This window comes from Sorangium sp. So ce385 (genome assembly GCF_051474135.1).
Taxonomy (GTDB): domain Bacteria; phylum Myxococcota_A; class Polyangia; order Polyangiales; family Polyangiaceae; genus Sorangium; species Sorangium cellulosum_D.
In genome coordinates this window covers 194,341-212,167 of the sequence record NZ_CP150337.1, presented here as the reverse complement: position 1 = coordinate 212,167, position 17,827 = coordinate 194,341, and the positions used below count along the sequence as shown (strand labels likewise).

General features: G+C 71.2%; 15 protein-coding genes. 6 read left to right on the top strand and 9 right to left on the bottom strand.

The features are described from left to right. The first annotated feature begins 11 nt into the window (after positions 1-11). The gene (locus WME83_RS00770) at positions 12-1,421 is read left to right on the top strand and encodes a hypothetical protein (protein WP_437317342.1); all 1,410 of its coding nucleotides are present in this window, start codon (positions 12-14) and stop codon (positions 1,419-1,421) included. Between the two features lie 138 nt (positions 1,422-1,559). On the opposite strand, the gene WME83_RS00765 is transcribed toward WME83_RS00770, so the two are convergent. Next, a complete protein-coding gene (locus tag WME83_RS00765) occupies positions 1,560-2,684 on the bottom strand; it encodes a hypothetical protein (RefSeq protein ID WP_437317341.1) in 1,125 nt (374 codons plus the stop codon). Between the two features lie 79 nt (positions 2,685-2,763). Here WME83_RS00765 and WME83_RS00760 point away from each other — a divergent pair, with 79 nt between their 5' ends. Continuing rightward, positions 2,764-3,468, top strand: coding sequence for an ATP-binding protein (locus tag WME83_RS00760; RefSeq protein WP_437317340.1), 705 nt, complete (start codon positions 2,764-2,766; stop codon positions 3,466-3,468). A 159-nt stretch (positions 3,469-3,627) separates the two neighbouring features. Here WME83_RS00760 and WME83_RS00755 read toward each other — a convergent pair whose 3' ends face one another. The 6 genes from WME83_RS00755 to WME83_RS00730 all read right to left on the bottom strand — a co-directional run bounded on the left by WME83_RS00755 (position 3,628) and on the right by WME83_RS00730 (position 11,527). Beyond that, a complete protein-coding gene (locus WME83_RS00755; protein WP_437317339.1) occupies positions 3,628-4,023 on the bottom strand; it encodes a hypothetical protein in 396 nt (131 codons plus the stop codon). Positions 4,024-4,491: 468 nt separating this feature from the next. Then, a complete protein-coding gene (locus tag WME83_RS00750; protein WP_437317338.1) occupies positions 4,492-4,653 on the bottom strand; it encodes a hypothetical protein in 162 nt (53 codons plus the stop codon). A gap of 642 nt (positions 4,654-5,295) precedes the next feature. After that, positions 5,296-5,775, bottom strand: a complete 480-nt coding sequence (locus WME83_RS00745; protein WP_437317337.1) for a PspA/IM30 family protein — start codon at positions 5,773-5,775, stop codon at positions 5,296-5,298. A 42-nt stretch (positions 5,776-5,817) separates the two neighbouring features. Further along, a complete protein-coding gene (locus WME83_RS00740; RefSeq protein WP_437317336.1) occupies positions 5,818-8,376 on the bottom strand; it encodes a helicase HerA-like domain-containing protein in 2,559 nt (852 codons plus the stop codon). Next, positions 8,373-10,589: an ATP-binding protein gene (locus WME83_RS00735; RefSeq protein WP_437317335.1), complete on the bottom strand. Its 2,217-nt coding sequence runs from the start codon at positions 10,587-10,589 to the stop codon at positions 8,373-8,375. The genes WME83_RS00740 and WME83_RS00735 overlap by 4 nt, the downstream gene beginning before the upstream one ends. Continuing rightward, positions 10,586-11,527, bottom strand: coding sequence for a hypothetical protein (locus WME83_RS00730; protein WP_437317334.1), 942 nt, complete (start codon positions 11,525-11,527; stop codon positions 10,586-10,588). The genes WME83_RS00735 and WME83_RS00730 overlap by 4 nt, the downstream gene beginning before the upstream one ends. Before the next feature lie 31 nt (positions 11,528-11,558). Here WME83_RS00730 and WME83_RS00725 point away from each other — a divergent pair, with 31 nt between their 5' ends. Then, positions 11,559-11,849, top strand: coding sequence for a hypothetical protein (locus tag WME83_RS00725; RefSeq protein WP_437317333.1), 291 nt, complete (start codon positions 11,559-11,561; stop codon positions 11,847-11,849). Positions 11,850-12,228: 379 nt separating this feature from the next. Here WME83_RS00725 and WME83_RS00720 read toward each other — a convergent pair whose 3' ends face one another. After that, the gene (locus WME83_RS00720; RefSeq protein ID WP_437317332.1) at positions 12,229-13,086 is read right to left on the bottom strand and encodes a hypothetical protein; all 858 of its coding nucleotides are present in this window, start codon (positions 13,084-13,086) and stop codon (positions 12,229-12,231) included. Between the two features lie 566 nt (positions 13,087-13,652). Beyond that, entirely contained in the window at positions 13,653-14,276 is a 624-nt protein-coding gene (locus WME83_RS00715; RefSeq protein ID WP_437317331.1) for a DUF3883 domain-containing protein, read from the bottom strand. Between the two features lie 795 nt (positions 14,277-15,071). On the opposite strand from WME83_RS00715, the gene WME83_RS00710 reads away from it, so the two are divergent. The 3 genes from WME83_RS00710 to WME83_RS00700 all read left to right on the top strand — a co-directional run bounded on the left by WME83_RS00710 (position 15,072) and on the right by WME83_RS00700 (position 17,755). Continuing rightward, positions 15,072-15,719: an RNA polymerase sigma factor gene (locus WME83_RS00710; protein WP_437317330.1), complete on the top strand. Its 648-nt coding sequence runs from the start codon at positions 15,072-15,074 to the stop codon at positions 15,717-15,719. A 91-nt stretch (positions 15,720-15,810) separates the two neighbouring features. Continuing rightward, on the top strand, positions 15,811-16,443 hold the full coding sequence (locus WME83_RS00705) for a JAB domain-containing protein (protein WP_437317329.1): 633 nt from the start codon (positions 15,811-15,813) through the stop codon (positions 16,441-16,443). A 349-nt stretch (positions 16,444-16,792) separates the two neighbouring features. Further along, positions 16,793-17,755: a hypothetical protein gene (locus tag WME83_RS00700; protein WP_437317328.1), complete on the top strand. Its 963-nt coding sequence runs from the start codon at positions 16,793-16,795 to the stop codon at positions 17,753-17,755. The last annotated feature ends 72 nt before the right edge of the window (positions 17,756-17,827 follow it).

The following is a 17,827-nucleotide window of genomic DNA, read 5'->3' as shown; positions in this document are numbered from 1 at the left end:
TCGAGGAGGCGGTGAGCATCTCGTTGCGGGGACGCGAGGCCGTGGCCCTGGCCATGGCGGTCGCGGCGCACCTCGCCATCCTGGCGGCGCCGACGCCCGAGCGGCTCGCCGAGGCCCCGGCCGGACCGCAGGCGGCCGTCGACGGCATCGACATCGAGCTCGAGCCGCCGGCTCCCCGGGGTGCGGCGGCGGGCGGCGAGGCGGTCGCGAGCGAGCCGGAAGAGGCCGGCGAGGTCGGCAAGGCCGCGCCGGCCGAGAAGACGCAGGCGGCCGCGGCGGGCGCCGCGGCCGCCAAGGTCGCCTCGACGGAGCGCGCGAGGCCGGTGCCGGCCGCGCCCGCGGCGCCCGCCGCCGAGCCGAAGGAGGCGCCGGAGACCGCGGCGCCGGAGGCCGCGGCGCCCGCCGCCGAGGCCGCCGCGCCTGCGGCTGGGGCGCCCGGGGCCGTGGCCGAGGCGCCGGCGCCCGCCGAGGCGCCTGGGCCCGTGGCCGAGGCGCCGGGACCGCCGGCGGCCGCGCCGCCCGGCGACGAGTACGGCGGACCGCCCCCCGCGGCGGGCGGGGGCGTCGCGCTCGCGCCCGGGATCGGGACGCCCCTCTGGAGCGTGCCCGGCCTGCTCCCCGGCCCCGACGCGCCGCGCGCGGCACCGACGGCCGCCCCGCGCGCGCAGCCCATGGATCCGGCGATCGCGGGCAAGGTGCTGAACGAGACGCTGCACGGCAAGGACAAGAGCGTGGGGATCAGCGTCCCGGCCGCGGGCGTGGTGGCGAGCACGCTGGCGGACACGGTGCGCGCCTCGGCCGCGCCCCTGGACGCGCGCGCGACGTTCGAGGTCAAGCTCGGCGCCGACGGCCAGGTCCTCGGCGTCCGGCTGGTGAGCGCGACGGCCGGAGACGGCCCCACGTGGGATCGCATCGTGGACGCGGCCAAGGGCGCGCTCGCGGGGAGCGCGCTGCAGATGGGGCCCGACCGGCAGCCGGTGACCGTGACGGTCAAGGTCCAGTCCAAGGTGCAGTATCCGTCCGGCAGCAAGAAGAAACCCAAGCCGGAGCTCGTGTGTGCCGAGGAGGTGCTCGAGCAGCTCCAGCAAGCGGTGGAGAACCCGAACATGATCGGCGACCGGCGCGGCCTGGGCGGCGGGGCGGCGGCGGCGGCCGACATGGATGAGGAAGAGAGAAAGCGGCTCTTCTGCATCCCTATCGGGCTCCGCGCCAAGGGGGATCTGTCGGATGTCGGGGCGCACAGGATCAACGTGGTCTCGGCGTCGTTCGCGGTGAAGCGCGAGGGCGAGCGCGCGCTGCCGCACGAGGACATCCTGCCGATCGACACGCGCGTGCCGTGGGCGCCCAAGGACCCGAAGAAGATGAAGCCGCCGCCGAAGCCGAAGAAGAAGTGGAAGAAGAAGAAGCAGCAGCAGCCTTGAGGCTTCGCGTCGAACGCGACCGTCTGCGCGGCACCCGTTGCCAGGTCCATCGCTGACGAAGGAGGCGATGGCGACGAGAGCGGCGTGGGCCGATCGGGGGGGCCCCGCGGATGCCGGCCAGGGAAGCCGGCGCGTTCGTTACGACGCCCGCGTCGGCTTCCGCGGGGCTGGCGACTTACGCCCCTTCCGCTCCGGGACGCGCGAGCGATTCCCCGGGATCGAGCGCTGTGCCGCCCTGACCGGTTCCGGCGCGAACACCTCGCTCATGGAGGCGGCCGTTGCGGCGCGGGCGATCCATCGATCGAGCTCCGCCGGGATGGTGCAGGCCTCGATGTGAGCGCGCTCCTCCGCCGTCAGCGACAGGCCGCGCGCGTCGAGCACGGCGAGCAGGGCCTCCTGCTTGCCCTCGATCTTGCCCTCGGCTCTTCCGCGCTTTTCAAAGAAGAGCCGGAAACGCCGAGACGCTTGGGTTTCAGGGACTTTGCTCGGATCCATGGCCAGCTCCCTGAGCGAGGCGAGCATGGCGTCGCTCAGCACGGCCAGGATCGCACGTGCCTGCGCGTCTCGCAACGGCTCGTCGGTGAGGTGCTGCTCGGTGAGCTCCAGGGCGCGCACCACGATCCTGCGCGCAGCGGGCCCGTGGCGGTGGTGCACGGCCCAGGCGGCGAAGAGCGCCAGCTCCGGATGCGCTGGATCGAGCAGCGCCTCGACGCGCCGACCCGAAAGGAGCAGCACCCGCGGCGTCAGCTCGAAACGCGTGCCGAGCTCGCCCCGAAAGCGCGCGGCCCGCTTCGCCCAGGAGGCCACGCGGCGGCTGGCCGTGATCACGATCACCTCGCCCATCGCCTTCTCCTGATGGACGAGCACGCTGACCGCCAGCGGCCAGCTCCTCCGCTTACGCTCATCGATGGAGTTCTGGATCTCGACCATCACCCAGCCTAGCCCCCGCGAGCGCAGGAGCAGGTCCGGACGAACCTCGATGGCCCTGGTGAAACGCACGGTGGCATCGGTCGCCTCGGCCGGCGTGCCGAACGAGCTACCGGTGAGCCGCCGGAAGAGGTCGGCGAGCAGCGCTGGACGGTCCCGCAGCGCGACGATGAGCACCTCGTGAGGTGTTCCCGGCATCCGCTCCTCTCTACTCGCCGCGAGCAGCGTTGGCGAGGCATCCGATCGCGAAATTGATGCTCGTCTGAGGACCGTCCACCGTCCGGAGCATTCGTGAGAGCCTTTCTTGCTATTGCTGACTAAAGAGGTCTGACGCACGCAATGAGGTGCGGAAGGCGCCAAGAGCTACCTGCAAGAAGAGCGGAGCGCGGCCGCGTTGGTCTGCCGCGAACCCAACGTGGGTGTGCCGGGAGGGGGCCCGCGAGCGCCTCGGGCCCGGCGCCCCTGGCGGCCGCCACCCCCTCCGCCGCATCCGCTCCCCCGGACTGCCCGTAAGTCCCTGAAATTGCGTGCGTCCCCGCCTGGCACGCCGTTCGCGAAAGGGCTCGGACATGCAGGCCGCGATGCTCACGTTCTCGCTGCTCGGGCTCGACGCCCCCCCATCCGCGTGGGGGTCGACTCGGGCCGCAGCCCCTCGTTCTTCCCGAGGGTGGGCCTCGCCGAGGCGAGCGTCCGAGAGAGCCGCGTGCGCGTCCGCGCCGCGCTCCAGCAACTCGGCATCGTGCTCGATCGCCGAGCACCTCGGCCAGGTCGCCGCGCATCTCCGCGGCAACAAAGCCGTCCCGGCGCCGGCTCCGTGGCCACGCTCGTCCCCGAGCCCGGCGCCGCGGCGGTGGATTTCGCCGAGGTCGGCGGCCAGCACGGGGCGCGCCGCGCCCTCGAGATCGCGGCCGCCGGCGGACACAACCTCATCATGATGGGCCCGCCGGGCAGCGGAAAGACCATGTTGGCTCGCCGACTGCCCACGAGCATGCCGCCCATGTCCTACGAGGAGGCTTCTCCGCCGCCGAGAGCTTCCGCCTCTTGCCCGGCTTCGGCACGCTCTTGCCGGCGGCGCCACTCGAGCGGGGCGCAGCGCCCTGCGCCGCTGGGGCGGGGGTAGGATCGACGGATCGCAGATGGGAACCCTTCGGCACGAGTCTGATGGCGATGATATCCAAGGCCGTAGGCATTCGACCCCAAGAAGGTGTTGCTTAGGGGAGCGGGAGCTCCCCGCGTTCATGAAGGGTCGACGGAGCGCGTCCGAACAAGCGCTCCTGCGTCAAGGAGCGGCGCTGCAACCAGGTCCCTTCTCCCAGTTCTCCGCGAGCACGACGTAGTCCAGCTCGTCGATCCAGCCATCGTGATTCAGGTCGGCGCACGGATCGCCCCCGGCCTCGACGGTCACGCCGAATTCGGCGTTCCAGACGTCCCAATCCTCCATGTCGACACACTGGTCGCCAGTGATGTCTCCAGCGGTGCGGCTCGTCTTCATGCAGACGCTGCCCCCGCCCGCGCCGCCGTCACCTCCACCGCCGGCGCCGCCGTCACCTCCACCGGCGCCGGCGCCACCTGTCCCCACGGAGCTTCCGGCTCCATCGACCTCGGCCATGCCGGCCTCGCCGCCCGAGTCCGGTCCGTCCTCGGGTAGACGCACCTGGGCGCATGCCGCGTTCATCGCCACCATCATCGCGAGCCCTGCGATAGAGCTCCGCAGCCTCAAGCAAACCTGGTTCATGTCGTTCATCCGATCTGCGCCAGCGATGCCGCATCAGGCGAGATGCCAGCGCAAGAGAAGCTCAGCAACCCAACCACCGCTCGCCGTACCTGTCCAGCCGTAGAGCAGCCTTCCCACGATCGACGACTCGAGCGCCGGTGGCGCGGGGCCACGTGCCGCGGGCCCGAGGGGGATCTGTCCGATGTCGGGGCGCACAAGGTCAACGTGGTCCCGTTGCAAGTCCCCATCGTTGACGAAGACCGAAGCGATGGGACGAGAGCGGAGTGGGCCGTTCGGGCGGGACGATGGGAGCGGAGCGGGCCTATGTCAAACTCGAACGAGCTCCGTGGGGAGCCGTACGAACGAGCAGCAGCGTACCTTTGCGTTCACGAAGGGTCGACGGAGCGCGTCCCAACAAGCCCTCCTGCGTCAAGGAGTGGCATTGCAACCAGGTCCCTTCCCCCAGTTCTCCGCGAGCACGAGGTAGTCCAGGTCGTCGATCCGGCCACTGTGATCCAAGTCGGCGCACGGATCGCCCCCGGCTTCGACGGTCACGCCGAATTCGGCCACCAAGACGTCCCAATCCTTCATGTCGACACACTCGTCGCCAGTGATGTCTCCAGCGGTGCTACTCGTCTTCATGCAGACGCTGCCTCCGCCGGCGCCGCCGTCACCTCCTCCGCCGGCGCCGCCGTCACCTCCTCCGGCGCCGGCGCCACCTGTCCCCACCGAGCCTCCGGCTCCACCGACCCCGGCCTCGCCGCCGGTTCCGGTCGCCGGAGCGGGGCTGCCCCCCGAGCCTTCGCCCGCGCCTACTGACCCTCCGCCCGCTCCCGTGCCACCTGCCCCGCTCCCGGAGGCATCTCCACTGGTCGCCGCCGTCGTGCCGGCCCCGCCGCCCGACTCCGGTCCATCCCCGGGTGGACGCTCCTGGGTGCATGCCGCGTTCAACGCCACCATCATCGCGAGCCCTGCAATAGAGCTCCGCAGTCCCAAGGAAACCTGGTTCATGTCGTTCATCCGATCTGCGCCAGCGATGCCGCATGAGGTCGCGATGCCAGCGCAAGAGAAGCTCAGCAACCCAACCACCACTCGCCTTACCTGTCCAGCCGTAGAGCAGCCTTCCCACGATCGACGACGCGAACGCGGGTGGCGCTGGGCTACTCGCCGCGGGCCCGGAGATCGCGCAGGCGGGAAGGGCTGGCCCGGATCGCGGCGTCCGTCACAACCCCGTCAACGCGAGGAGGCCTTGATGGCGGCGAGAGCGGACGTGTACTCGGCCATCGCCGCCGAGATCGTCGCGGCTTGCCGCTCGAGCGACGATGCACGTTGGAGCGCCTCGCGCTGCCGCGAGAGCGCATCGCGCGCGAGATCATCATCGCCCGCCAGGACCGCGAGCTCCGCGCGTCGCTCCCACTCACCGGCGTTCGCGGCATGCTGTGCAGCCTCTCGCGCCAGCGCCGCGCCGTACTGCTCGAGGGATTCCAGGCGGCGTTCCACCTCGTCGAACCGGCGAGCTCCCTCATCCCCGGCGTTCGGCGGATCCTTCCGACGTCGAAACCTCGAAAGGACGCGGGCGAGCCAAGAAGGCGCGGTTTCCCGTGCCCGCGCGGGGCCGAGCCGGGCAGCGGCGGCCGCGCCATCATTCATGCGCTTCAGCTCGCGTTCGATTCGCTCGGCGAGCTCGGCGAACTTCTCACCCTGGGAAGCCATTTCGATCCAGCAGCCTCGAGGCCCCCGCAGGCGCCGGGCGCGTCACTTGCCCGGGCCGCGGAGCCCCGCCTCGGTGACGGCCCGCTCCACGCGGTCGGGCGACCACGCGCCGGCGTGGCGCGTGAACAGCGTTCGCCCCTTGAACGCGCGGCCCGCGAGCGCCGCGGGCATGTCGGGCCAGCGCGCGACGAAGCTCCCCTTCGGCGCCCCCTTGCGCGCGGCGACCCAGGGAGGGGCCCCGCCCTCGATCGTGAACCAGTCGATCACCCGTTCCACATCCTGGGCCGCCTCGAGCCGCCCGATGAGCTTCGTGCTCGTGTTGCCGAACACGTTGTAATCCACCGAGCGAGGGCTCTGGGTGCATAGCAAACAACCGACGCCGTACTTCCGGCCCTGGGTGAAGAGCCGGATGAGCGGCTGCTTGGCGGGCGGCTTGCTGCCGCCGGCCGGGATCCAGTCGCGCGCCTCGTCGATGTAAAAGAGCAGGTTCACGCCGCCGGAGGTCGCGTCCACGGTCGTGATCATCCACCGGTACAGCTCCGTCGCGAGGGCCGCGAGGAAGAAGTGCTTCTCGTCGTCGTTGCTGAGCGCGTTCAGGTAAACGATGTTGAGCGGGACGCGCCCCGGCCGTGAGGGCCGGAGCAGCTCGGTGAAGTCGAGGCGCGTCCCTCCCGAGAACAGCCGCGCGGACGGGCCCTGCACGAACGTGTTGAGCCGGCGCGCGAGCCGCTCGCGCTCGGACTTGCGGATCAGGCTGTCCACCTCGTCGATGCCCAGATCCTCGGGGGCGGTGACGGCGGCCACGATGTCCCTCAGCCGGACCGGCGCCGCGCGCGGCAGGCGCTGCAGCACCTGGTAGAGGAACGTGCGCTGCGACTCCTCCTCACCGCCGCACGCGCACAGGCTGACGAGGTTGGCCGCCACCGCCACGAGCAGTCCCTCTTCCTCCTCGGCGCGGAGCGCGGGGTTCGCGATGTGCGACAGCTCGCTCGCGCTCGGGAGCCGCAGGGGGTCGAGGCAGAGCCTCTGGCCGTGCGACGACCCCGGGGTGAGGATGCGCGGCTCCATGCGCTCCTGGAGCTCCTCCCACGCGCGGAGCAGCGCCGGCGGCACGTCGGAGCGCGGGCGCGCTTCCATCATCTGGACGAGATCGCCCTGCGGGTCGATCGCGAGGACGGGGACGCCGGCCCGCAGCGCCTCCTCCGCGATGATCTTGGCCATCCACGTCTTGCCGCTGCCCGCCGCGCCGACCACCGAGACGTGCGTCCGCAGCACCGCAGGATCCATGCAGACGGGCGAGCCGCCGTCGTCGAATCCGAGGAGCATGCCGGTGACGTCCGCGGTCCGCGCCGCCGGCGGCCCTGCTCCCGCGTCGGGCGCCGCGGGCGTCGAGCGCTCACCGCCTGGCGGCGCCTTCGGCCCACCGCTCGGCGGCGCCTCCGCCGGCGTCGAGCGCGCGCCGCCCGGCGGCGCCTCCGCCGGCGCCTTGTTCCCTCGGCCCGGCGCCGGCCTCTGGCGCTCGCCGGCCGGCTTCACGACCGCCAGCGCCTCCTCGAGCTCGGGGTCGTCCTCCACCATCGGCTCATCCGCCGGCGCCTCGTCTGCCAGCGGCTCTCCGGCCGCCGCCGGCGCGCCCGCCGCGACGCGCGCGCGCGCCTCCGCCGCCTCGCCGCGGGTGGCCTCGAGCGCGGCCCAGCGCCGGTCCCACGCGCCCCTGTCCTTGTGGCCGAGCTCTGCGACGCAGGCCCCGGACCGCTCGTGCTTGCAGCCGTCGCAGTACGTGCGGTCGCCCGGCGGCAGGAGCCCCCCGGCGCCCAGCGCGTGGTCGGACCACGCCACCATGCTGGCGATGAGCTCGTGGATCTTGCCGCGCTTCGCCTCGACCTCCTCCCAGCGCGCCTCCCGCACGCTGCGGGTCGGGTGGAGGTAGAACACCGCCACGTCCGGCTTCGTGCCGTGCTGGTGGTGGTGCATCAGCGCGTACGTGAAGACCTGGAACAGATCGCTGTTGGGAGAGGTCGCCGGCGTGAGCTTGTAGTCCACGATCCGGTGCTTCCCGAGCCGCGGATCGAAGTACACGTAGTCGATCGCCCCGGTCACGTGGACGTGGACGTCCTCCCCCACGTGGAACGTCACGTCGACCCGCTTGCGCGAGTCCCCGAAGAGCTGGCGCCTGAGCTCCGCGGCCGGCAGGCCGGCCGCCCTGGCGTGCACCGCGAGGCGCGCGAGCTCTTCCATGTAGACCTGGACCGCGGCGATGAAGCCAAGCCGCAGCGGCACCGGGCGCGCCGCGAAGGCGTCCAGGTCGATGCAGCTCGCGTTGAACCAGCGCATCAGCGCCTGCTGGAGGCCCGCGGCGTCGCGGGCGCCCTCGAGCGCGGCCAGCACCTCGTCCGAGCTCGCGGCGGCGGCGTTGAAGCGCTCCACCGCGGTGTGGAACAGCGCGCCGCAGCCGGGCGCCTCCCCGCCCCTGCGCCAGATGCGGCTCACCACCTTTCGCCCGTCCTGCCGCTCGGCCGTGGCGCGCGTGTCGAACCAGTGGAGCCTCGGGCACGTCGCCGCGACGCGGAGCTGGGTCACGTTGACGTGGACGAGCCTCATTTCCTGCCCCGGAGCTGGACGAAGAGGTCGTCGTCGGTGGCCGTCGCGTGGACGAGCCCCTCGTCATGGAGCGCCTGCGCCGTCTTCTTGATGTGCGACCAGACCTCCGGGAAGCGCTTCTCCGAGACCTTCTTCCGGCTCGCGAAGATCTGCGCGAGCTCCTTGGCCATCAGGCCGAGGCGCCACGACAGCTCGGCCATGACGTGCTCGCGCGTCTGCTGCGGATCCCACGGCGGGGGCGGCACCGAGTCCCCGCCGCCCTTGACGATCTCCTCGGTGAGCAGCTCGCGCAGCAGCGGGTGGGCGAGCAGCAGGCTCTGGCGCTGGAAGGACGCGATCACCTCGTCCTCGGTCACCTTGCGGTACTGCCCGCGCGGGTGCTCGATCTCGAGGTCCTGGCTCCTCGCGGCGCCGAGGAGCCCCACCAGCGAGTCGAGCTCCGCGTGCCCGGCGAAGTCGAGGTGGAGGTGGAGGAAGCGCTGGCGGCCCAGCTTGCAGAGCGCGTCGTACGCGGCCTTGCCGGCGCCGCCCAGCCGCAGCGGCCGGCGCTCCTCGTCGGTGACCAGGATGCGCTTGTCCGTGTGCTTCGTGTCCTCGGCCATGCGCTGGAGCGGCATCCGCGCGCCGTGCCCGCTCGGCGCGCAGAGGAACGTCACGCCCGTGGTCACGATCACGCCGTCCGCGCGCCGCTCCTTGGCGAGGAGGTGATACGCCGGGGCCTTGCCCCGCTTCTTCGCGGTGAGGTGCTCGATGCCGAGGAGCGTCGCGTTCGCCTTGCCGGCGCACCGGGAGAGCAGGCGGTGCGTCAGGCTCGCGAGGTTGTCCTCGTCGGGCGGCAGCGACGCTTGCTGCAGCCGGCGGCGGTTCTTGCCCTCCTCGAGCTTCTTTCTCACCTCGGCGTCGATGACGTCCTCGAGCTTCGGCGGAGGCGGCTTCGTTCCGCCGTCCTCGGAGCCCGGCCACTCCTTGAGCCAGCGCTTGCCGCCGACGGCCGCGAGCCGGTCTTGCTGCGCTTCCCAGCGGTCGCGCGCCCAGAGGATCGCGTCGCGCGGCCGGAGCTCCTGCACGCCGTCGAGGCGCCGCTCGAGCCACTCGCTGCCGAGCGGGAAGAGCCGATCGCGCTTGCGGGCGGCGATGACCTCCTCGATCTCCTTCTCCTCGAAGCCGGAGAGCGCGGCGTCGAGCCGCCCCGCGAGGATGGCGCGGGCCTCCTCGGGCGAGATCATGTGCAGCTCGAGGATCCGCTCGGCGATCCGGTCCCACGCGGCGGCCGGGATCACCTCGCTGGTGCGCAGGGAGAGCATGGACTGCTTCACGCCGGAGACGATCACGACGAGGTGCTTGGCCCGGTCGAGCAGCGCGTGGGCGTACGACATGAGGGCGCGCACGGCGTCCGGATCGAGGTTGTCGACCTGGTCGAGGCAGAGCACGAGCGGGAGCTCGGCGAGCGCGCACAGGTGGGAGAGGACGTGGAGGACGCGCTCCACCGCGGCGTCGTCGGGGAGGGAGAGGCCTTCCTCGCCGGCGGCTTGGTCGAGCAGGCGCGCCTGGTCGAGCAAGCGCGCCTCGTCGGGCCCGAGCGTCTCGCCGGAGAGCCAGAGCACCGCGGCTTGGGCGCGCTTCTCGGCGCTCGGGTCGCCGAGGCTCGCGTGCGACGTCCCGGTGAGGAACGCGTTGAGCACGGGGATGACGGCGTTCTGGGGGTCGATCTTGGCGCCGAGGCGGGCGAGCGCCTCTTTTCGCGCCTCGATCTCCTTGGGGCCGGTCATCATCTTGCGGCCCTTGAACGCGCCGGTCCGGATGAGGGCGCGGTTGAGGATGGTGTAGAGGCGCGACTGCGTGTAGTCGCTCCCGCGGTGGCCCGCGAGGTCGCTGACGGTCGCGTTGAGCACGTACCGGAGCATCCGCTCGGGCGAGGCGAGGATGTTGTGCAGGTAGACGACGGTGGCCTTGTCTTCGCCGGCCCACTGGAAGAGCCGCGCGAGCAGGTGGCTCTTGCCGACGCCGGGCGCGCCGATGAGCAGCGCGCCGATGCTGGTGGGCTCCTTGGCGGCGTCCTGCACGACGCGCGTGAGCTTGGTGAAGGCGTTCTTGTGGATCGACTCGACCGTGGCCTCGCCGCCCCCGACGTCGGTGATGCGGTGGCTGCGGAACGGGTTGGTGCCTCGGAGCGCCTGGAGGAAGCGCTCGAACGTGGGCTCCTCGGCGCTCATGCGTCGTGCCTCCGCGCGACGTAGACGAGCAGGTTGCCGGCTTCGAGGATGCCGGCCTCGCGCTCGGCCTCGGCCATCTGGTGGTGGCGGCCGTCGGAGGGGTCGAGCGAGTAGCGGCGCTGGCGCCGGAGGGCGGCGAGCTCGGCGTCGAAGGTGGCGCGCGGGACGTCGGGGAGCGCGGCGCGGAGGGCGCGGAGGGTGACGTAGTTGTTGCCGCCGGAGTCGCGGTCGAGGGCGGTGAAGGCGGCGTCGAAGCGGGCGGCGAAGGGGGCGGGGGCGCCGACATGGGAGGCGGCGGGGGCGCCGGCAAGGGAGGCGGCGGGGGCGCCGGCAAGGGAGGCGGCGGGGGCGCCGTTCGAGGGAGCTTCGGTGGGCGCCGCGTCGGCAGGTGCTGTGCGGGCGCCGTCGGGGGCCGCGGGGCGGGAAGCGCCGTCCGTCGGGGCCGTGGTCATGGTGGGGCGCGCCGGCGCGCCGGCGGCCGGGAGGACGGCGTCGGCGAGGAAGAAGAAGAGCGGCTTCTTGCCGGTCAGGGCGCCGATGGTCCGGGGAAGCCGGCGCTCGGCGAGGCGCTGCACGAGCGCCGCCTTGAACGCGCGGCCCAGGTCAGGCAGGAGGCCCTTGGGAAGCTGCGCGAGATCGACCGCGGGCGCGTCGGGCTTGCGCGCCGACTGGAGCTGCAGCTCCAGGAGCCGGTCGGACTGCGCGACCGCCTGGAGGTCCTCCTTGAGCAGCACGAGCACGGTACCGGGCGCTGGCTTCTTCTTGCCTCCCGCGGCGCGGGACAGCAGCACGCGCCCCTTCGCTTCCTTGGAGCTCAGTGCCTTGCTCGTCACCGCGGGCGTGTCACCGGTCAGCTCCGCGAGCCGCTCGAGCGTCGGCGGGTACGACGCGCCGCCGAGCTGCCGCTGCGACTCGAGGACGCCGAGGAGCATCGGCACCGGCGAGGGCGGCGCATCCTTCTTGCGCCCCGTGCTCTTCGGCTTCGCAGGAGCCTTCTCCTTCGTCGCGGCGGCCTTTCGGGGCGCGGCAGCCTTCTTCGGCTTCTCGGCGCTGCTCTTCCTGGCTGCCGTGGACTTCGTGGTCGTCGCCCGCGCGCGCGGGCTCGATGCGCTGTTCGTGTTCGTGACCCACCTCCCGAGCGTCCGAGATTACCCGGGCGTCCAGCCATGGGAAGAGGCTCCGCGCCGCGGCGCGGCGGCGGAAGGCGAGCGTCTCGCGGGTCATTGGCTTGGGAGGATCAGATCAAGTGTAAGGCCCTGACGCACTCCGTGGCGAAAGCGGGCTCGTCCGTGGAATCGCCACGGCGTTCGAGCAATGCAGGCCGCCCGGCGCATGGCCGGTCGACGGTGACTGACCCGAGGGTCTGGCAGGATCTCGTCCAGATACGACACCCTGGCGCCGACACGAGGACGGCTGACCAGGGATCGCTGGGTCGGAGGAAGGCCTCTCCAGCGCAGAGACGGGTGCCGCCCATCTTTTGCTAGAGGCACGTCCACTGGGAGACGGGTGCCACCCATCTTTTGTTGGAGGCACGTCCACCGCGGAGATGCGTGCCACCCGTCTTTTGTTGGACGCACGTCCACCGGGAGACGGGTGCCACCCATCTCCCGCGTGGACGAGCCAGGTCACCCGGATGGGTTCACGGCGTCCCGCCCGCCTCGGGCGGGGGCGCCGGGACGGCTTCGGGCTTCCTGGCGGGGGCTCTTCGACGGTTCCTCGCGAGATCGTCGACCATCTCGACGTAGGGCGCCAGCAGGAACGCGGCCAGCGCCTCGCTCCCCGGGATCTCCGGATCGGCGTGGCTCTCGATCTTCTGGATCAGGCTCCGCAACGCATCTCGGGCGGCGCTCCACTGCGGCCGGCCATCGGTCGGCGTTCCCTCCTTGGCGAGGACCACGTTCGTGAAGCCGTACGCCTCGCCGAAGCGCGCGTGGGCGGCGATGAGCTGCCGGTGATGCCTGGTCCCGCCGAACCCCTCGATCACCGCCTGCGCGCGCTCCTCCTCCAGCGTCTTCATCCGCTGCACCATCGCGGCCCACTGGACCCGGGGCCGGCGCGTGATGAAGCGAAGCCCCTCGGGCGCCGGGAAGAGCTGCGCGTAGAGCCAGCGCGCCTCGGACGGCGCCGGCGTCTGCCCATCGTCGGAGAGCCCGGCGGCGCCCGCGTTCCACTGCTCGAACGCGCGCCACCGATCGTCGACGTCGGAGTTCGCCGCGCTCCGCTCCTCCTCGCTCGCCGCCGAATGGCGCTGATCGGCCTGCGCGCTCGCCCGCATGCCGCGGAAGCCCTGCAGCTCTGTCGCGGCCGCGTCGAAGCGCTTCCACGGCCTGTCGATGTGCGGCGGCAGCGCCGCGAGGGGCTCGAGCCCCTTGGGCAGCGGCGCGTCGGCCTCCTTGCGCTTGCCGCCCCTGGGCCGAAGCACCGCCGCGATGCGCGCGCTTATCTGATCGCGGAGACCGATCACGTCGTCCGCGACGAGATCCGGGGGGAGGACCATGGTTGAAAACATCGGGGATTCACTCACGGGGAAAACCTCCTGTGATGGCATATGGATCTGGGCTGCCGCAGTGGCGACATGCCGTGGTTTCGTTGCGGCGTGGCGGGACGGCAACAGATGTGCCGATGTGAGATGCGCCCATGCCTCGGTGCAACGAATGAGGATGGCAAGGAGGGAAGCGCAACGCTCTGCCATGCACCGCAACGGGTTGCGCCGTTGCGCAATGCTTCCGTCGGCGCATCACGGGCGTTTGCACGTCGAGCTACGCAGGGGAGCTTCGATGCGACGACCGCGGAGGCGTGGGAGACGGCCGCGCCGTCCCTCGGCACCCGCTCTCCAAAACTCCGGGGCGGGAGCGGACGATATTGCCGGGCGAGAGATCCGCAGCCGGGTCTCCTCTTCCAGGTCGCCGCGCATAGGGACGTCGGTGCCGGCCCGGCGCGCGCTTACCGTCTGGATGGGCCGCCACCACGGGGAGGAATGATGCCGCTCATCCTCGCGATGGCGACTGCGCAAGCCGCCGCTGAGCGAGTAGCGAACGCGGCCCAGCGGAGACCGCAACCCTATCATAGCCCATCGGCTCTCGGCCTCGCATACCACTGCGTCGGCTCCATAATAAAGCGACGTTTCATGCCTTCACATGTGTATCTTCTAATCTCAGGCATTGTCACGGCATTCATCACCAGGTATAGTCGCCAGAGCGGATCACAGTGCGCCGTCGCCCACTCATTACGCGTCAAAAAGAAGCGCTGCTCACCCGCACTTCCCTTGACTTCGACATGAAGCTCTCGCAGATCGCTTACTGCAAGCAGGTCGTATCCGCAAAGCTCGGGCTCACGGGTGTGCACACGATAGCGCTTCGCGCTCAACCACGAGGTGACGTAGTCGACCGCTGCTCTTTCGATCTCGGGGCTTGCGCGTCCCCAGCGCGAAACCGCTACACGTTGGGACTGGTCGTCAAGCGCACACGAGAACCGTGTAACAAAGTTGACGATCTGATAGGTGAGGTCATCAAGCGCATCGGTAGACAGAGGCCATGGCCGGGGATAGTGCACGCCGAGGAAAAATTCTGAACTCGGCCGATCCTCGACGAGCCGGTCAAAATGTTCGTATCGCAGAGGGTCACGATAGCGAAGGAAGGCTCTGCTCCTTACGAGGTCGCGCTGAGTCCGCACCAACGGGGGTTCCACAAAACCAGCCTTCGGGGCAAGTGAGGCCAACTCACGCAGACGGTCACGCGTAGGGCACTCAAAGCCGAACCAGAAGTGCGGCTCAGGGTGCCCGGAAAAATGATCAAGAAATATAGTCGCCTCCCCACCGCCGCCCAGGGCTCCAATGGAAGCACAGAATCCAGCCGTCCACGTACTGGCGATACGAATAGATTCTGGGTTCGCGGGATCGAAGCACTTAAATTCGCCCCTCCGCCTCCGCTCATGGAGCAAGGATGCACACCGCGTCGCTGTTTGCGTCAATGCTACTCGGAGTTGGTCCATCATGTCACCGTGAGTGCTGGTCGTTCGAACGTCGCAATGCCGAGCATGCACCACATGTCTACGCAGCTCCCCGAGCAGGCCGCGAACTGTGTTCCACACCCTCCTCACAGCTTCTCGACCCACCTGGTCGAGGCAGACACCGACCCCAGCCCCTCGTGCCGCCCCCACCCATTGTGAAAAATTAGCGTATGTGATGGCTACCCCGTCCTGTCAAGGCGGTCAGCGGAGGAGCGTGCGGGCTCCACGCCGGACGAGGGCGCGAGCGGGCCCTCGATGCCGACCCTGGCGAGAGTTGTGGCCCTGCAACGGACCGGCCGATCAGCAGCCGTACTGGTCGGGGTTGGACGCGGGGTTCGGTCACGCCACCCGGGGTATTACCAGCACCCGCGGGCTGCGCTTTTGTGATCTCGCGACGCTACGAACTGGCAGTTCAAGGAAACCCGATCCGCCGGATCATTATTCTGAACGGAGCTCAGGGGTATGAGGTCCGACATGGAAACCGCACGTCGACGCCCCGACCGAGGCCAAAAGATCGATCCGCCCTCTCGCCGCCCCCGCCCCGCTGCTCGCAGCCGCCTCGCCCGCCCGCCCAAGTCCCCTCACCAGCCCTCTTCCCCCGCCGTCTACCTCGACCCCTCCGCGCTCCTCGAACAGCGCCCGCTCATCCGCCGCACCCTCCGCGCCCGCGGCGTTCTCCCCGCCGATCTCGACGACCTCACCCAGGACACGGTCCTCGGCGCCTGGCGCAGCATGCGCGCCGGCCGCTTCCGCCCCTCCCCTTCCGCGGCTCCCGCCGACGCCCTCCGCGCCTGGCTCGCCGGGGTCGCCGCGCGACAGGCATCGCACTACCGCGACAAGGCCTACCGCCGGCACGAGGCGCCCCCGCTCGATCCTCACCGCCTCTCCACGCTCGCCGCCCCCTCTCCCGAGGCCCGCCTCGTCGCGCGCGGCCTCCTGCGCGCCTTCCACCGTCTCCGCCCCGAGCTGCGCGAGATCCTGGCGCTCGCCGCCACCGGCGCTACGTCGCACGAGATCGCGGCCTCCCTCTCGCTCCCCCGCCCCACGGTCGCCACCCGCCTCCGCCTCGCGCGCCGCCTCTTCGCCCGCGCCCTCACCCGCTCCCGGAGGTGGCCGCGATGAACCGCGCCGCGCAGCGCGCCTCCACGACCGCGCTCGCCGACATCCCCGCGGCGCTCGCGCCGCCGCCCATCGACACCGCCACGGGGGCGCCATGAGCGACGCGGTCGACAGCCTCCCCACCGCCACCCCGCTCGTCGACGTGCACACCGCCCCGGAGGCCACGCTCGTCGACCTGGTGCTCGGCATCCCCGGCGCGGCCTCGCGCCTGCTCGGCCTGCACGGCCTGCTCGAGCTCGGGCGCCTCGCGCCCCACGCGCTCGCGCAGCGCACCGAGCTCGGCCTCCACGACGCCCAGCGCCTGCTCGCCGCCCTCGAGCTCGGCCGGCGCGTCCACGCCGCGCGCTCCCGCCGCCCGAGGCGCCTGCGCTCGCCGCGCGACATCGCCCGCTTCTTCGAGCCCACGCTCGCACCGCTCGTCCACGAGGAGCTCTGGATGGCCGCCCTCGACGTCCACCGCGGCGTGCGCGGCGTCCGCATGCTCTCGCGCGGCGGCCTCACCGCCACCGTCGTCCAGCAGACCGACGTGCTGCGCGCCGCCCTCGAGATGGCCGCCACCTCGTTCGTCCTCTGCCACAACCATCCGAGCGGCGACCCCAGGCCCACCGACGAGGACGTCGAGCTGACCAACGCCGTCGAGCACGCCGCGCACCTCATCGGCGTGCCCCTCGTCGATCACGTCATCGTCACGCCCGCCGGGCGCTTCTCCTCCGTGCTCCGCCGCTGACACCGCTCCGGCGCTGCCGCCGGTCGTGCGCGACGCCGACCAAGGTCGGCCGCCGCCGTTGCGGATACCTTCTTACCGATGGCAACGCCACCCCATCACGGTAGTTGATGTCCATGGCAGCGGTCGGGCGCACATACCCCCGCAGTCTCGCTGCCTTGCCCCCAATCTGGCGACTCGCTCGTTTACCACGCAGCTATAAAAGCGACCGACAACGATTTCCACACGACTGGCTCCCCATGCCGGGAAGCGTTCTTCGTTCGATGCACACGGCGCAAAGATGCCTCAAACCGCCTCTTCTCGTCGATTCGAGATGGCACATGACGCGACGATGAATTAGTGTCGTCCCCCGATGCACAACCGCTCTGACCAGTTCGCGAAGAGCTTGCTGCGCGACGGGCTCAGCCTCGTCTCGGCGGCGGAGACCGAGGTCGAGGTCCTGGCGGCGACCCAGAAGATCGATGTCTACAGCGTGCCTGATCCAGCGCGCGACGCCGAGCGCGCCAGGATGGGCCTGCTCGGAGAGCTCGCCGCGGAGCCGAGCCTGTTCGAGCCGTTCCGCGGCACGCCGAGCCTCCGTCAGGTCCGGCGGTGTCTGCGCAAGCAGCTCACGTGGCATCACGAGCTCGAACGCCGCGCCCGCGCCGCTGCCGGCGCCGTCGTGCCGGACGAGGACGCCGACGCGCCGACGCAGCCGCCGGTGGCGTTCCCCGCGCTGGTCGTCATCAGCCCGGGCCGTCCGGAGACGGTGCTTGACGCCTACCGCTGCGAGCCGGCGCAACCAGGCGTCTACCACGCCGTGCCCGGCCTCGTGACGCGGGTGGTGGTGCTCGCGGAGCTGCCCCGGACGCGCGCGACGCTGATGCTGCGCCTGCTCGGCTCAGGCCGCGTTCTGCGCGACGCGCTGGCCGATCTCGCGGCGCTGCCGGACGATGCCTGGGAGAAGAGCATCGCCACGCCGCTGCTGATACACTTCCGGCTCGGAACCGAGGAGCCGGCGATCGACGAGGAGGACGAGGTGAGCGCAGAAATCCGGGCGTGGGTCAAAGAGTACGAGCAGAAGCTTCGGGCCGAGGCGCGAACGGAAGGCCACAGGGAAGGCCACAGGGAGGGCCACAGGGAAGGCCTTAACGAAGGGCGCGCCGAGGAGGCGGCGCGTGCCGTTCTGACCGCGCTCCGGGTTCGCGGCATCGCCGTGCCGGACGTCGTGCGGGAGCGCATCCTGGCCGAGAAGGATCCGGAGACGCTGGAACGGTGGCTTGAACGAGCCATCGTCGCCGCGTCGCTCGCCGAGGTGGTCGACGGGTTGAGCTGAACGACGCTGCTGCGGCTGCTCGCCGCCATTGAGCTCGGCCGGCGCACCCAGGAGCCGGCGATCGACGAGGAG

Coding starts and splice junctions, on each gene's coding strand:
- WME83_RS00755 (WP_437317339.1), bottom strand. CDS start 4,023: ATGAACGCGGCATGCGCCCAGGTGCGTCTACCCGAGGACGGACCGGAC.
- WME83_RS00750 (WP_437317338.1), bottom strand. CDS start 4,653: ATGAAGGATTGGGACGTCTTGGTGGCCGAATTCGGCGTGACCGTCGAA.
- WME83_RS00745 (WP_437317337.1), bottom strand. CDS start 5,775: ATGGCTTCCCAGGGTGAGAAGTTCGCCGAGCTCGCCGAGCGAATCGAA.
- WME83_RS00740 (WP_437317336.1), bottom strand. CDS start 8,376: ATGAGGCTCGTCCACGTCAACGTGACCCAGCTCCGCGTCGCGGCGACG.
- WME83_RS00735 (WP_437317335.1), bottom strand. CDS start 10,589: ATGAGCGCCGAGGAGCCCACGTTCGAGCGCTTCCTCCAGGCGCTCCGA.
- WME83_RS00720 (WP_437317332.1), bottom strand. CDS start 13,086: ATGGTCCTCCCCCCGGATCTCGTCGCGGACGACGTGATCGGTCTCCGC.
- WME83_RS00710 (WP_437317330.1), top strand. CDS start 15,072: ATGGAAACCGCACGTCGACGCCCCGACCGAGGCCAAAAGATCGATCCG.
- WME83_RS00705 (WP_437317329.1), top strand. CDS start 15,811: ATGAGCGACGCGGTCGACAGCCTCCCCACCGCCACCCCGCTCGTCGAC.
- WME83_RS00700 (WP_437317328.1), top strand. CDS start 16,793: ATGCACAACCGCTCTGACCAGTTCGCGAAGAGCTTGCTGCGCGACGGG.